Below are 15,798 nucleotides of genomic sequence, written 5' to 3'. Positions count from 1 at the left end.
AACATGTTGTGTTTTGGAGTGAAAATATATTTTGATGTTTTATTAATAAAAGCTGTGTTTATTTAACGAATAACGAAAAGAGATTGTTAATTTTTAAGGAATTTGAGTCTGTGGGTTTCGTAATTTTTTAATAATATTGCTTCTAGAGAAAATTAACTAAAATTAAATAGAGAATGAAAAACTACTACTTACTAGTAGCGGTGTTTGTTATGTCCTTTTGGCAAACATTCGCTCAATGCGATTATTCAGAAAACTTTGAAGAGATTTCAAATAATCAGGTGCCAGAAAATTGGACTTTAATAAATACTACGGGAGTTACAGCGGCTGTATACGCAAATGTTCAAAATGTTAACGGATCAAGAAGACTCCGTATGTATAATAATACGGCATATTTTGGAGAAGGATCAACAATCCCAGAGAATAGTGTATTAATGTCGGTATTACCAGGACAAGATGCAACATTGTTCGATGGTAATCACAGATTGTCTTTTACCGTAGTAGGTACTGAAAATGCAACGTTTACAGTAGGTACCATAACCACAAATACAGAGGATGCTGTTTTTACGGCCATTGAAGAGAATATATTAGTAAATTCAAGTTCAGAGTCTACTACTATTAGAGTAATGGTGCCAAGTACAACAGATAGGTATATAGCTATAAAGCATGATTTAGGAGCAAGAGCGCAGCAAATAAATTTTGATGATTTTTGTATAGAAGTATTGCCAACTTGTCTTGAAGTATCAAATATAACATTGGATACTTTTGATGCACATAGTGTATCGTTTTCTTGGGATGCTAGTGCTTCAGGAGAGAGCAAGTGGCAAACGGCAGTGTTAACGACTAACGAAGGCGATCCAGTTTCAGGAATTTTAGATGTAGAAGATGCTACTACGCATACCGTAGACGGTTTGGATGCCAATACCGTTTATTATGTATTTGTAAGAGCGTATTGTGGTGAGGCTGATGGTTACGGCGCGTGGCAAGGCCCTGTGCCTTTTAGAACGGCTTGCGATGTAGAACCGGGAGAGTTTTGTCAAGATTTTGAAGATGATAGCTATGCTTCAGGGGATATCCCGATGTGTTGGGAAGCTATAGATGGATATAATGGTAGAAGTTTTGGAATTAGTAAAAGTTCTTATAGTGCTTTCGAGGGCGATTATTATTTTACGTTGTCTATAGCTAGTACAGCAACCGCCAAAGATGCCATGTTAATTTCAGCGGAAAGCAGTGTGGCGACAGATGGCAACCATCGTGTAGTATTTATGGCAAAGGGGAGCAGTGCAGAGGCAGGAATTATTGTAGGAACAATAACAGATCCCGCAGACGCATCAACGTTTACAGCGGTAGATACCATTTACCCGGGTAATACAGCCTATAAGGAAATTAGAGTAACTCTACCTGATAACGCAGATGGGTATTTTGCCTTCAAGCGTACCAACGAGGTTAACAATTCTAGTGTATATTTAGATAATATTTGTTTACAGACTTTGCCATCATGTTTAGAGGTAGAGGACATAGCGGTATCTAATGTAACGGCTACAAGTGCCGATGTAAGCTGGACAACAAGTGCTTCGGCAGAAACAGCTTGGGAGTATCTTGTTCAAGAAATGGGAGCGGAAGCCCCAACGGCTGAGACCAGTGGTGTGGCAGTAAATGGCGAAGCTACGGTTTCGATTACCGAAGGATTAGATCCTAATACGAACTATAGTGTATATGTTAGAGCCAATTGTGGTGAGACCGATGGTTTTAGTGCCTGGGAAGGTCCGATAGACTTTTTAACCTTGTGTTCGGCTTTTGAAGCGCCATTTGCAGATAGTTTTGAATCTGGATCAGCTAATCAAGACATTCAACCATGTTGGACGTCTGTACTTCCTAGCGGAGGAAATATGCGTACAGTGTCAGGAGGAGGAATAATCCCAGCGCCTCACGATGGTGCGTTGGCAGTTCGTTTTTATGGAGCAAATTTAACTACAGAGATGTATTTAATCAGTCCAGAGTTATCTGATTTATCAGCAGATAAAACTATTAAGTTTGCATTCTACGATGAAAGTACTGCAGAAGATGAAGACGAAGTGTTTTTAGAAATTGGTACGGTTTCAAGTCCAGAACAATACGAGACATTTACTTTATTGTCTACAGTAAGTAGTAACGATATAGAGTACAATAACGAATGGCAGGATGTAGAGGTTAATTTAGAGAACTACACAGGAGACGATACGTTCTTGGTTATAAAATATGTAAAGCCAACAGGAAAGACAAGAGCAGTTTTAATAGACGAGTTTAGTTACGAGGTTAACGAGTCTTTAAGCATTGCGCAACCAGAATTCGAAAGCTTAAAATTGTATCCTAACCCAACTCAAAATATTCTTAATGTTGCCGGTGCTAAAATAAATAGTGTGTCTATCTACACTATTAACGGACAAAAAATAAATGCAACATTAAACAACAACCAGGTAGATGTGTCGAATTTACAAAGTGGATTCTACTTTTTAGAAATGACTACTGAAAATGGTGCTGTTGGAAGACAGAAGTTCATTAAAAAATAGTTTAAAACATAAGTATTTAAATGAGGCTGCCTGAAAAGGCAGCCTTTTTTTGTTAAATAATTAATGGTGAAATTAAACGAATAGCACATTTTAAAGTCTTAGGGTTATAAATTAACTTAATCGTTACCATTATGCGAATTAAAAACGTATTTCTCCTTATCTTTTTTACTGTGTTAACTACAGTATCACATGCGCAAAGCGATTTTCAGGGCGTCGCGTATTACGAATCTAAAACCACTGCAGATATGCCAGATTTTGGTGGACGCCAAATAAGCGAAGAACAAAAAAAGCGCATCGAAGAGCGCATGAAGAGCATGTTGGAAAAATCGTATGTGCTTACCTTCAACCGCTCAGAATCCCTTTACAAAGAAGAAGAAAAGCTGGAAGCACCTACTCAGGGTTCTGGTCGCGGATTTAGAATGATGGGAAATTTTACCTCGGGACCGCAGTATAAAAACATACAAACCAATCAATGGCTTCAAGATCAAGAGTTTTTCGGAAAGCAGTTTTTAATTAAAGATAGCTTGCCAAAATTAACATGGAAAATGGAGAACGAAACCAAGCAAATTGGGCAGTACACCTGTTTTAAAGCTACAGCAGTTAAGATAATTAGTGGCTCGGATATCAGAAATATGAGACCGCCACGACCAGGCGACGACAATAAAGATCAAGAGAACCAATCACGTGAAATTACTGTTACTGCATGGTATACACCTCAAATTCCAGTAAATCAGGGGCCAGGAGAATACTGGGGATTGCCAGGGTTAATTTTAGAAGTTAATGCCGACAGGACTGCAATTTTATGCTCTAAAATTGTGCTTAATGCAAAAGAGAAAGAAGAGATAAAAGCGCCTAAAAAAGGTAAAGAGGTTACTCAAGAAGAATACGATGCTATTGTGAAGAAGAAAATGGAGGAGATGCGAGAAATGTTTCAGAGTAGAAGAGGTGGCGGTCGCCCATAATTAACAGCCCAATTCAAAATTAAATATGAAACAATTACTTACAGTATTTGTCTTGCTTGTAGCTACACAAATGTTTGGTCAGTTAAAATTAGAAGGCGTCGTAAAAGATAGTGTTGGAACACCTTTAGAATTAGCAAACGTCATAGCCATTAATAAAGAAACTAATGCCTTAGAAACTTACGGGATTACTAACGATAAAGGTAATTTTAGGCTTTCTGTGGCTAAAAATACGACGTATAGTGTGCAGGTGAGTTATATAGGTATGAAAACGGCCCAGGCCGAAATTAGTACCCAAAGTACCGATGTATTTCACGAATTTGTCTTAGAAGCCGATAATGCTTTAGATGAAGTAGAATTGGTTTACGAAATGCCGGTTACTGTAAAAGGCGATACTCTTATTTATAATGCCGATTCGTTTAAAAACGGAACTGAGCGTAAATTAGAAGATGTATTAAAAAAACTACCAGGCGTAGAGGTTAACGATGATGGCGAGATAGAGGTTGAAGGTAAAACCGTAACTAAGGTTATGGTAGATGGTAAAGATTTTTTTGATGGCGATTCTAAATTGGCTACCAAAAATATTCCATCGAATGCGGTCGATAAAGTTCAAGTGTTAAAAAACTTTGCCGAGGTAAGTCAGCTTAGTGGTGTTACCAATAATCAGGATAACGTAGCAATTAATATTCAGTTAAAAAAAGGCAAGGAAAGTTTTTGGTTCGGAACCATTACTGGTGGGGCAGGTGTAGCTGGAGCAACAGACGAAGACGGTTTGTACGTGTTGCAGCCCAAATTGTTTTATTACAGTCCGAAATACAGTGTAAATGTAATAGGCGATTTAAATAATATTGGAGAAATAGCATTTTCCAGACGCGATTATTTCAATTTTACTGGTGGTTTTAGAGCGCCTAGTAGAAGCAGTGGTACTAACATAGATTTAGGAAGTAATAATTTAGGATTTGCAGCGCTTCAAAACAATAGAGCTAAAGCTATTAATACAAAGTTTGGTGCCGCTAATTTTAGTTATTCCCCTAAAAAAACATTAGATATAAGCGGATTTGGTATCTTTTCGAGCAGCCGAATAGATATGCAGGAAATTAATAGTATAACCTATACCAATACCGATTTAGGAGTACCCGACGAAGTTACCGAAAGTAATACCAGACAGCGTAGCGATTTGGGAATGGCAAAGTTAAGTTTGCTGTATAAGCCCAATGTCGATAATCAATTAGATTACGATATAATGATGCGTGTGTCTAAAGAATCGCAAGATGCCGACGAACTTTCTTCGGTAATAGGTAATACTTTGCAATACGAATCGTCGAGTCCGTTTAGTATCAATCAAAATTTAAATTATTACTATACGCTAAGCGACAAGCATATTTTTGCATTCGAAGTTCAGCATTTGTGGCAAGACGAAGATCCGTTTTATAATGCTATTATTGAGGAGAAATCTACTTACGATAATACAGCAGATATTTTAGGTTTGGATATGGATCAGATTAACTACAACGTGAATCAAGATAAGCGCGTAAAGTCTAATCAGATGGATGCTAAAGTCGATTATTTTAATGTGCTGAATACAAAAAGCAATTTAAATTTTACGTTAGGAACAATCTATAGCCATCAGGCTTTTAACTCTAATATTTTTCAATTGTTAGACAGTGGCGAAAGTTATCAACCTACACCTACAGTAAATGATGGTTTAGTCGAAAACGACATCGAATATGGGTTTTTAGATTTGTATGTTGGGCTTCATTATACTTTAAAAGCAGGCATGTTTACTTTTACGCCGGGAGCAACGATACATGCTTATAATACCGATAATACCCAGTTTGGTGTAAAGTACAATAACGACTTTTTTAAAATATTACCCGATTTTGATGCGCGAATTCAGTTGAAAAAGAGCGAACAAATTGTGTTGACCTATAACATGCAAACACAATTTACAGATGTTACCCAATTGGCTAGAGGTTTGGTTATGAATGGATATAACTCGTTTTTTAGTGGTAACGAATCGCTAGATAATGCTTTGTCTCATAATCTTAGATTGTCTTATTCTAGCTTCAATATGTTTAATTATACCAATGTTTTTGCCAATATTAATTATAACAAAAGTATCGATCAGATTCGTAATATCACTAATTTTGAAAGTGTAATTCGGTCGAATTCCCCTTTTAATTCGGCTTATGCTGACGAAACTTTGTCTGCTAATGGACGTTTTCAGAAGCGTTTTGGAAAGTTTCAAGCTTCTGCCAATGGGCGTTTTAGTTATTCTAAATTCAATCAGTTTATTCAAAATATAAGATCGGTAAACGAAAATTATACTCAAAATTATGGTTTGGAGTTAAGAACGAATTTTAGAGAAGCCCCAAATTTTGAAATTGGATACAATTACAGCATTCAGGATAACGATCAAGGCGATACGAGAACTAAATTTTATACCTCGGCGCCAAGAGCAGAGTTTGATGCTTTAATATGGAAGGTTTTAACCTTTAAAACCGATTATACGTATAATAATTTTAAAAATGAAAGTGAAACGCTTAATACTTACGAATTTTGGAATGCTTCTTTAGCATACAGAAAAGATAAAGACAGTAAGTGGGAATTTGAGTTAAAGGCAACTAACCTTTTAAATACCAAAGCGCAAAGCCAAAGTAGTGCTAACGATGTGTCTGTAAGGGCTACAGATTATATTATACAGCCGCGATATGTAACCTTGCGTGCTATATATTCGTTGTAAAATGAAGGTCTTTAGCTTCATTATCAGGATGTAAGATTGTAAAGGTGAAAATTGATGCGTTTTTTGTTTGATACAAATAAAAAAGTGTGGTATATTTGCACCCGGTTTTGGGAAGATACTCAAGCGGCCAACGAGGGCAGACTGTAAATCTGCTGACTATGTCTTCGCAGGTTCGAATCCTGCTCTTCCCACGAAAAGCAAGCTATATAGCTTGCTTTTTTTGTTTGATTCCTTTAAATGCCATATCTTGCCAGCTACGAAAAATTTCAAAATAAATTATTTTATCAGTAATGACATTAACTAAAAACAAAAAAGTATTTGTTTCTGGCTGTTTCGACATGTTACATAGTGGGCATGTTGCTTTTTTTAAAGAAGCTGCGAGTTTTGGCGATTTGTATGTAGGAATCGGATCGGATGCTACGATCGAAGAGTTAAAAGGGCGCCACACAATCAATTCTGAGCAAGAACGCTTGTACATGATAAATGCGATTAAGCATGTAAAGCAGGCTTTTGTAAATTCTGGATCTGGCATGTTAGACTTTGAAGCCGATTTAAAAGCATTGCAACCAGATTTTTTTGTTGTTAATGAAGATGGATATTCGCCAGATAAAGAGGAACTGTGTAATGCCTTAAACATAGAGTTACACGTGTTACAACGTATTCCAGATGCAGGTTTGCCTGAACGTTCTACAACAGCCATTAGAACATCGGCGGGTAATTGTTCTTTACCTTATCGAATAGATTTGGCTGGAACGTGGATCGATCAGCCGTATGTTTCTAAATATCATCCGGGATGGGCTTTAACTGTGTCTTTAGAGCCAATTATAGAGTATAACGAGCGTTGTGGTATGTCTACCTCTACTCGTAATGCAGCTAAAAAAATATGGCCATATTATCTGCCATTAGAGAAGCCGCAAAAACTGGCGGAAATTTTATTTAAATTCGAAAACACACCAGGATCTACATTAATATCAGGCGCGCAAGATGCCATTGGTATTTGTATGCCAGGTTTGGTTAGACATTATTACGATAATGCCTATTGGCCATTAAAATTTGAATCTATTCACGACGAGTCTATTTTATCTTGGTTAGAAGCGCATATTAGTATGGCTTTGCTTTGGCCAAGAGAAAAGGATTTGGATTTATTAAAAGAAACCTACATTACAGAATCTAATGTGAAGGCGCTGGCGCTGGCAGCCGATGCTGTATGGGATGCTATAAAAGCTAAGGATTTAAAGCAGTTTGCAGCAGGCTTTTTAGAGTCTTTTAATGCGCAAACAACAATGTTCCCCGCTATGGTAAACGCTAAGGTTAATAAAGAAATAGAAAAATATAAAGATAAAGCCTTGGCTTGGAAATTAGCTGGTGCTGGTGGTGGCGGTTATCTAATTTTAGTATCGGAACAACCAATAGAAGGCACTATGCGCATTAATATCCGTAGAAAAGATATTGTTTTGTAAAGAGAAGAAAGAGATGTTTTTTTCGGTGTATTAAACAATACGTTTTATAGTATAATTTAATATTTATATATCAAGGGGATTCTAGAAGTAGAATCCCTTTTTTAATTATTAGATAGTTTGTAATTGATCATTTGGTAAATGAGTGCGCTCTTTTGGAATGAATTCTATAAAATTGACCAAATTAGAGGAAGATATTTGTTGATTGTTTATTCTTTAGTGATTTTCTTCTTTTTGTTAATTATGTTCAATAATTTATGAAAAATCATATATTATGTTAATATAGTCTTATGTTCTGCTAATATTAACTTTCTGTTACGATAAATTTTAAAATAAGTTTACAAAGGAATAATTACACGTAAATAAGTGTAATTATAACACTTATTAATTAACAAACCAAAATATCGTATTATGAAATTAACTAAAAGTTGTTTTTATCCTAAAGGAAAAGGATGTTTACAAAGGAGTTCTTTTATTCTCTTATTTTTTATTTTAATAGGCTTTACTTCATTTGCTCAGGAAGAAATAAGGGGTAAAGTTGTTGATAATAATTTTATACCCATTGCAGGCGTTTCAGTGAAGGAGAAGGATGTACAAAATGGAGTGATTACGGATTTTGATGGTGATTTTAATCTTACCACTACTACCAATGATGCTGTTTTGGTATTTTCTTATATGGGGTTTGAAACTCAAGAGCTGCAATTGAACGATTCTGAGGTGCACCATATAGTGATGCAAGAAAATTTAGAAGAATTAAAAGAGGTTGTTATTATTGGTTTTGGGACTCAAAATAGGGAGGAGGTTACTGCTGCCATAGCGACTGTCAAATCAGAGGAGTTTGTTCAAGGAAACGTTAAGGATGCTGCTCAATTAATTCAGGGGAAAGTGGCTGGATTAACAATTTCATCTCCCTCGGGAGATCCTACAGAAGGGTCTCAAGTAAAACTGAGGGGAACTTCTTCTCTTACTGGAGGAACTGACCCCTTGGTTTTAGTGGATGGTGTTCCTGGAAATTTAAATACAGTAGCCCCCGAAGATATAGAGTCTATAGATGTGTTAAAAGATGGTTCGGCTACTGCAATTTATGGTACAAGAGGTACAAATGGCGTTATTATTATCACTACTAAAAAAGGAAATTATAGCACAAAACCAACAATAGATTATAATGGTTATACTTCTCTTTCAACAATAGCTAATAAAATGAATTTTTTAAATGCAAGCGAATTAAGGGAGAAATATGCTGAAGGTTATAATTTTATAGGAGCGAATGTTCAGGATTTTGGTGAAGATACAGATTGGTTAGATTTAATAACAAGAGATGCATTAAGTCAAGTTCATAACTTAATTTTTCGAGGAGGGAATGATGTTACTAATTTAACAGCATCCTTAAACTATAGAGATTTAGAAGGTATTTTTATAAAATCAGAAACGGAGAAATATACGGGGAGAATAAGTGTTAATCATGCTATGTTTGATAAAAAACTAAAAACAAATGTATCAATTATAGCGAGTGAGCAAGTTTATAATGCATTAGGAGATGGAACAAGTTTTAACCCTTATATTTATAGACAAGCAATAATTCGTAACCCGACAGAGCCGGTAAGAAACGAAGATGGTTCATGGTACGAAAGAGATGTATATTTTTACGATAATCCAGTTGGCTATATAGAGGAAACTATAGGGGAGAACAGGTATAGAAATTTAAGATTAGATTTAAGTCTTAGTTATGAGTTAAATGATAATTTAGAAATAAAAGGATTATATACAAGGAAGGGAAACTCTAATATTAGAGGATTTTATCAAACTAAAAACCATGTGTCAACTGTAAAATATGGGCAAGATGGTTTTGCCTCCCGTGGGACAGATGATTATAGAGGTAACTATGGGCAATTAACTTTAGATTATAAACAAACTTTTGGAAAACATACAGTAACAGGTTTGTTGGGTTATAATTACGAAGATAATGTGAATGAAGGATTTTGGTCTACAAATAGAAGGTTTCCAACAGATGCATTTACATATAATAATATAGGCTCAGGGTTAGGATTGCAATTGGGTGAAGCAGGAATGGGAAGTTATAAGAATTCTGATAAATTAATAGCTTTTTTTGGAAGAATAACATATAACTACGACGATAGATTTTTATTATTGGCTAGTTTAAGACACGAAGGTTCATCGCGATTTGGAGATAATATGGATGGGGCGGACAAAGTGAGCCACCCTCGGCGGGTCAAACTGAGCATAGTAAACTAAGTGCTCAAAATCGATTCATTTGTGTTTAAATTTAGTGTTATTTTTTTAATTTTTTACGCATAGATTCTCCTTTAATATCAATACGATGAGCTGTGTGTACAAGCCTGTCTAAAATGGCATCTGCAATGGTGTGTTCTCCTATCAGTTCATGCCAGGCTTCCACAGGTAATTGCGAGGCAATAATGGTACTGTGTTTACCATGGCGGTCTTCAATAATTTCCATTAATGCATGACGGTTCATATTATCCAGAGCTCTAAGACCAAAGTCGTCTAAAATTAAAAGATCTTGTTTTTCTAGTTTACTAATCTGTTTTAAATAGGAACCATCTGCCTTAGCGGTTTTTAATAAGGTAAACAGTTTATTGGTATTATAATACACAACCTTGTAGCCTAGAGAACACGCTTGATGTCCTATAGCAGAGGCCATATAGCTTTTACCGGCACCAGTACTTCCAGTTATAAGGATATTTTGTTTATTTTTAATAAAATCACAACAAGAAAAACGTTGGATCTGGTTTTTATCGAGTGCTCTTGACGGATCATAGTCTATAGCTTCCATGACGGCACTGTACCTAAAGTAAGCCGATTTTGTTAAGCGTTCTATTTTACGGTTTTGACGATCGTCCCATTCAGATTGGGTAAGATATGCTACGAGTTCGTCGCTGGTGTAGTTAATGCTCTCGGGCGTTAAACTATTTTCAAAGGCTCTATGCATACCAAAGAGCCTTAGTTGCTTCATTTGTTCTAATGTTTTTGTATTCATAATCTAATTTTATTTATAATAGTGACTGCCTCTAATGTTATTATGGTTGGGGATATCAACGGGTTCCTCTATGGTTTCATCTAGTTTGTCCCATCCTTTTTTTAGTATGTTTTCTATCATATTATAATTATAAGAGTCATAATCCAAAGCACGTCTACAAGCATTATCTAAGCGCTGTTTTCCCACTTTTTTGGCTAAGTGAAGTATACCTAAACAGGATTTATAGGACTGTTCTGGATGTTGTTTTTTGTTCAGGATTTTAATAATCATGGTTTGGCAATGTACTCCTATGTGGCCTGCCCAATCGATAAATTTTTCACTGCTCCATTCACTAACAAAGCGATGGTGTGAGGGCATATGTTCCTTGGTGGTCGTATACCCGTATTTCTTAGGCGCCCTTGCATGAAAGGTCAACAGTTCATTTTGATGGTAGATCTCAATGACACTCTCAGAGTATATAACTTTAACACGTTTGCCAATATGTTGGTAAGGCACACTATAATAGTGTTTGTCTTTACCAAAGTATATATGGCTATTTTTATGAACGGTAGCTCTGGACTGCCTCTTAATTTCATAGCGCTTTTCTGGTAAGGGTTTCAAGGCTTGTTTTTCGATTTCTTCAAACAAAGAATATCTGGAGTACTCGCGCCCTCTAAAAGACATAGCATTATGCTTTTTAAGCTGCTCTAATATGGCCTTGTTAAGCTCTGATTTACTATGAAAGGTTTGATGGCGGAGCGGTGCAAATACACGGGTATATATGATGCGAACGGCATTCTCTACAATGGCCTTATCACGAGGTTTGTAGGCTCTTGTAGGTAATACTGCAGTGTCGTAATGTTCTGCAAAATCTGCAAAATCTGCATTAACTCTAGGTTCATAGCGACTACTTTTATTAACAGCTGCCCGAAGGTTATCGGGCACTAGAGCCTGTGGTACGCCTCCATAAAACCAAAGTGCATTTTCTACACAAGCCATAAAGTCTTCTTTCTTCTGGCTCTCACAGGCTTCTACATAAGTATATTGGCTACTGCCCAAAACACACACAAAAACCTCTAAATCCTGGATTTCTCCTGTGTGCCTGTCCACTATGGTGAGTTTCTTTCCTGTAAAATCTATAAATAATTTATCGCCGGCTTTGTGTGTAAAATGCATTACAGGCGACACTTCCTTGCTCCATTCTCGATACCAGTATCTGAACTGGGATAGTTTATAGCCATTAGGATGCTTGGCATAATATTCCTGCCATAAAAGTTCTTTGGTAACGCCCGTTTTGCGAAGCTCCTTATCAAAATAAGGAAAGTACTTTTCTAATATAACAAGCTGTTCGGGTTTGGTTTTTTGGTCCGATTTAAAAAGTCTGTCCAACTCTTCTAAGGTCATGGCTGACACTTCATAGCCTGTTAACCCATATCGTTTGAAGAAATCGATGTACTTATCGATGGTATTACGTGAAATGTCAAGTTGGAGGCTTATTTTTCGCTTGCTGACACCCTCACTGTAAAGCTTAAATATCTGTTTTATTTTACGCATATCTATTTGTTTATTGGCCATGATCTTTTTAGGTAAAAGATCGAAAATGCCGTACAAATAGAATCGATTTTTTTAGTGGCTCAGTTTCATCCGCTGTGGGTGGCTCAATTTCATCCGCCGCACTATGCTCACTTTAATCCGCTGCAGGTGGCTCACTATGGCCGTTTTTTGCATAAAGACGGTTTAACGCAAACAATTAATTATAAAGTGATAAAATCTGAATCGGATGTGGTTAAGGATTTTGGGCATTTTCTAACTACAGAACAATGGTTCGACAAAGCAGATCCAATCTTTAAAAGAAATCCTTCGGTTATTAGTTACGATTATGAAACCAAATCTCAATTAACCCAAGATAGTAGAGCGTGGGTGGCAGGTTTAAGTGACGAAGGTGGTGCAGGAGGCTGGTTGGCTGCAATTATGAAACAACTCATTCAGCCAAACAAAGAGGAAATAAATAAGCTCGAACGCTTTGTAGATGAAACGCTTTGGGGAACCATTCAATATAAGGAAGGTCCACGTAAATATGGGGTGAAACGAAGTGTTTTTTACTACGAACCAGATTCGCTTCCTAAAGGGACATATAGCGATAAAATAGACTATTCGTCCTGGGCGGCTTGGAGTAAAGAGCATGCCGATCAACCAGATAGGTCTTATAATTATCCGCATGTTGCAGCTGCATATTGGGTAATGTATCGTTTAGCTAGATATCATGATGGATTGGTAGATAATCGTACCTGGAATTGGTATTTAGAAAACGCTTATCATACAACCATAGCCATGGTCGAGCAGGCGCCATATTATGCCCAATTTGGACAAATGGAAGGTTCTGTATTTTTATATATTCTGGAGGATTTAAAACGAGAAAATTTAACAGAAATGGCAAGCGATCTCGAAACAAGAATGAAAGCAAGAACAGACCATTGGCGTGCATTGCATTATCCGTTTGGTAGCGAAATGCCATGGGATTCTACGGGACAAGAAGAAGTGTATATGTGGTCCAACTATTTTGGATATGAGCATAAAGCGAATGTTACTTTAAGTGCTATTTTAGCCTATATGCCTACCATGCCTCACTGGGCGTATAATGGTAATGCGAGACGGTATTGGGACTTTTTGTACGGAGGAAAATTGTCGCGTGTAGAGCGTCAAATTCATCATTATGGATCGTCTTTAAATGCGATCCCTGTTCTAGAGCAATACAGGAAAAAAGGCGACGATTTATATCTGCTAAAAGTGGGGTATGGCGGACTTTTAGGAGGCATCTCTAATATCACTCAAGATGGGTTTGGCCCTGCAGCATTTCATTCGTATCCTTCAACTTTAAGAATTGATTACCTCTCTGGCGATTATGGTTCTGGATTTTATGGTTACGCTGTAAATACCAGTTCTTATTTAACTAAAGACGATGATTTGGGCTGGTTGGCCTTTGGAGGAAATGTGGAAGTAAAAGGCGATGAGGTAACAATGCAACTTACTACAGCAGCCAAGTCTAAGGTTTATATTGCTTCAAAACAATTATGGTTAACTTTAGATGCGGGACAATTTGAAAGCGTAACGTACAATACCAAAACAAAGGATTTAACAGTTACCTTATCACCAGCCACCGAATTTACACCTAAAGCGTATTTAAGAGTAAGTTCAGATAAGACTTTATCTTATAATAAAGTTAGAGGAGCTTATGAGATTCCTTTGACCAAGAAAAGCCTAGAAGTGAAATTTTAATACAAAAATAATTTGGAAAACTATGGCGTTGTGATTGTTTTCGCCATGGGGTTATTTTTTTGTATATTTTTTTTCAAAGGCAATTTTCATCGAAATTGCCTTTGTTTTTTTAATCGTAAAGTTTAACAAATGAAATTACATTTTTTTTCTACAATACCCTTTTTTTTGTTAGTGCTGGTCGCCGCTTCCTGTAAAGATACTTCAAAGACGCTTAGCCAAGTAGAACTTGCTGCAAACAAAAATGCATCTGCTATAGGAAACCCTATTTTACCTGGGTATTATGCAGATCCTACTATAAAGAAGTTTGGAGACCTCTATTATATTTATGCGACCACCGATAATGAAATGTTGGCATCTGGAGCACCTACAGTTTGGTATAGTAAAGATTTACAAAATTGGTATAATTATACCATGGAAATCCCGTCTCTATCTTCTGTAAATCTTCGTAATTATTGGGCGCCAGACATTATTGAAGGTCAGGACGGAAGGTTCTATTTGTATTTTGGTAATTGCCAAGCCGGTTGTAATATTTACGGCTATGTTTCAGATACACCTGTTGGTCCTTGGGAAAAATTAAATGAAGACGACACGCCAGTTATTGCTCATAATTATCCACGAAAAGGATTTCCGTCGTTAGATGCGCAATTTTTTACCGATACCGATGGCAAAGTTTACGCATATTGGGGTACTTGGGTGCATTACAATGGCGGTTATGCCGTTGGTGAACTGAATACAGACACCATGAAGGATATTATGAATCCGGAAAATATTCCCTTGGAGCAAACACCAAACTCGTTTGAAGCGGCTTACATGATGAAAAAAGGTGATAAATACATTTTGATGTATTCTGGCGAATCTTGTCACGATGAAACTTATAAAGTTCTTTATGCTTATGCCAATACGCCATATGGACCTTTTACTCCTGGTGAAAACAATCCCATTTTAAGTACTAACGACGACCAAACGACGCATGGTCCTGGGCATCATTCTGTGTTAGAAGACGGCGACGATTATTACATTGTGTACCACAAACATGATTACCCTATGACGCGTGGTGGAATGGCAAGACAAGTATGTATAGATGATTTAATTTTTGAAAACGACTCTACTATCAAAAAAGTTGTGCCTTCTCAAAAAGGTATTACGCCTATCGTAAAATCGGAGGTGCCAGAAAATATTGCATCTCGGGCAGCTGCATCGGCATCGTCTTCATATCACTTAAATGTTTTAGGTGAATCGTATCAATATAAACCAGAAAATGCTACAGATAACAATAATGCGACCATGTGGAAAGCGGCTAATAATACATTTCCGCAGGATTTAACAGTCGATTTAGGTAAAGTAACACCAATTAAAAGAGTAATGGTTCAGTTTGAGTTTGCGAGTTATTATTACCAATATGTTTTGGAATATTCTAAAGATGGGCAAACTTGGGACGTGTTTGCCGATAAATCTAATAACACAACCTCTGGAAGTCCAATGATCGACGATTTAGAAGTCGAGGCAAGATATGTGAAGCTAACAGTCTTAAATACCGAAAAGCAAGGCTTATTAGCAGCTGTTTGGAATATTAAAGTGTATCGTGATTTATTTGAAATCCCTTTACAATTACAAAATAAACCATCTGTAGAAGGTCCAGCTCTACACGTGGAAAACAGTATGATAGCAGCCATAGATGTAAAAAATGTAAGTGCTGAAAACAAGAATCAGTTTTTAAACGCAGGCTCTTTAGGTGGAGAATTTATTGCAACAGGCGACGTGTCCTTAACAACAGATGAAGATACCAAACTGCCATTGAATTTAAGAAAGGTGCTTTAATTTT

General features: G+C 36.7%; 9 protein-coding genes and 1 tRNA gene. 8 read left to right on the top strand and 2 right to left on the bottom strand.

Annotated elements, in window-relative coordinates:
• The first annotated feature begins 173 nt into the window (after positions 1–173).
• From ACR9EA_RS14415 to ACR9EA_RS14390, 6 genes are all read left to right on the top strand, one after another.
• Positions 174–2,546, top strand: coding sequence for a choice-of-anchor J domain-containing protein (locus ACR9EA_RS14415; RefSeq protein WP_435134540.1), 2,373 nt, complete (start codon positions 174–176; stop codon positions 2,544–2,546).
• 131 nt (positions 2,547–2,677) lie between these two features.
• Positions 2,678–3,508, top strand: a complete 831-nt coding sequence (locus tag ACR9EA_RS14410) for a GLPGLI family protein (RefSeq protein ID WP_435134537.1) — start codon at positions 2,678–2,680, stop codon at positions 3,506–3,508.
• A 25-nt stretch (positions 3,509–3,533) separates the two neighbouring features.
• Entirely contained in the window at positions 3,534–6,248 is a 2,715-nt protein-coding gene (locus tag ACR9EA_RS14405) for a carboxypeptidase regulatory-like domain-containing protein (protein WP_435134534.1), read from the top strand.
• A 109-nt stretch (positions 6,249–6,357) separates the two neighbouring features.
• Positions 6,358–6,439: transfer RNA gene (locus ACR9EA_RS14400), tRNA-Tyr, on the top strand.
• Positions 6,440–6,538: 99 nt separating this feature from the next.
• Complete coding sequence (locus ACR9EA_RS14395) at positions 6,539–7,708, top strand: adenylyltransferase/cytidyltransferase family protein (protein WP_435134531.1); 1,170 nt, start codon at positions 6,539–6,541, stop codon at positions 7,706–7,708.
• 408 nt (positions 7,709–8,116) lie between these two features.
• Positions 8,117–9,958, top strand: coding sequence for a SusC/RagA family TonB-linked outer membrane protein (locus tag ACR9EA_RS14390; protein ID WP_435134528.1), 1,842 nt, complete (start codon positions 8,117–8,119; stop codon positions 9,956–9,958).
• Between the two features lie 37 nt (positions 9,959–9,995).
• Here ACR9EA_RS14390 and istB read toward each other — a convergent pair whose 3' ends face one another.
• On the bottom strand, positions 9,996–10,721 hold the full coding sequence (istB, locus tag ACR9EA_RS14385) for an IS21-like element helper ATPase IstB (RefSeq protein ID WP_435134525.1): 726 nt from the start codon (positions 10,719–10,721) through the stop codon (positions 9,996–9,998).
• 9 nt (positions 10,722–10,730) lie between these two features.
• Positions 10,731–12,275, bottom strand: coding sequence for an IS21 family transposase (istA, locus tag ACR9EA_RS14380; RefSeq protein ID WP_435134522.1), 1,545 nt, complete (start codon positions 12,273–12,275; stop codon positions 10,731–10,733).
• Between the two features lie 54 nt (positions 12,276–12,329).
• Between istA and ACR9EA_RS14375 the strand changes: the two genes are divergently transcribed.
• Positions 12,330–13,976, top strand: coding sequence for a DUF5695 domain-containing protein (locus ACR9EA_RS14375; RefSeq protein WP_435134519.1), 1,647 nt, complete (start codon positions 12,330–12,332; stop codon positions 13,974–13,976).
• 129 nt (positions 13,977–14,105) lie between these two features.
• Positions 14,106–15,794 (top strand): family 43 glycosylhydrolase, encoded by a 1,689-nt coding sequence (locus ACR9EA_RS14370; RefSeq protein WP_435134516.1) that lies wholly within the window; start codon positions 14,106–14,108, stop codon positions 15,792–15,794.
• The last annotated feature ends 4 nt before the right edge of the window (positions 15,795–15,798 follow it).

The organism is Formosa sp. A9 (assembly GCF_051200825.1).
GTDB lineage: Bacteria > Bacteroidota > Bacteroidia > Flavobacteriales > Flavobacteriaceae > Formosa.
The sequence above is the reverse complement of the archived record's forward strand: the minus strand, read 5'-3'. Positions and strand labels throughout refer to the sequence as shown.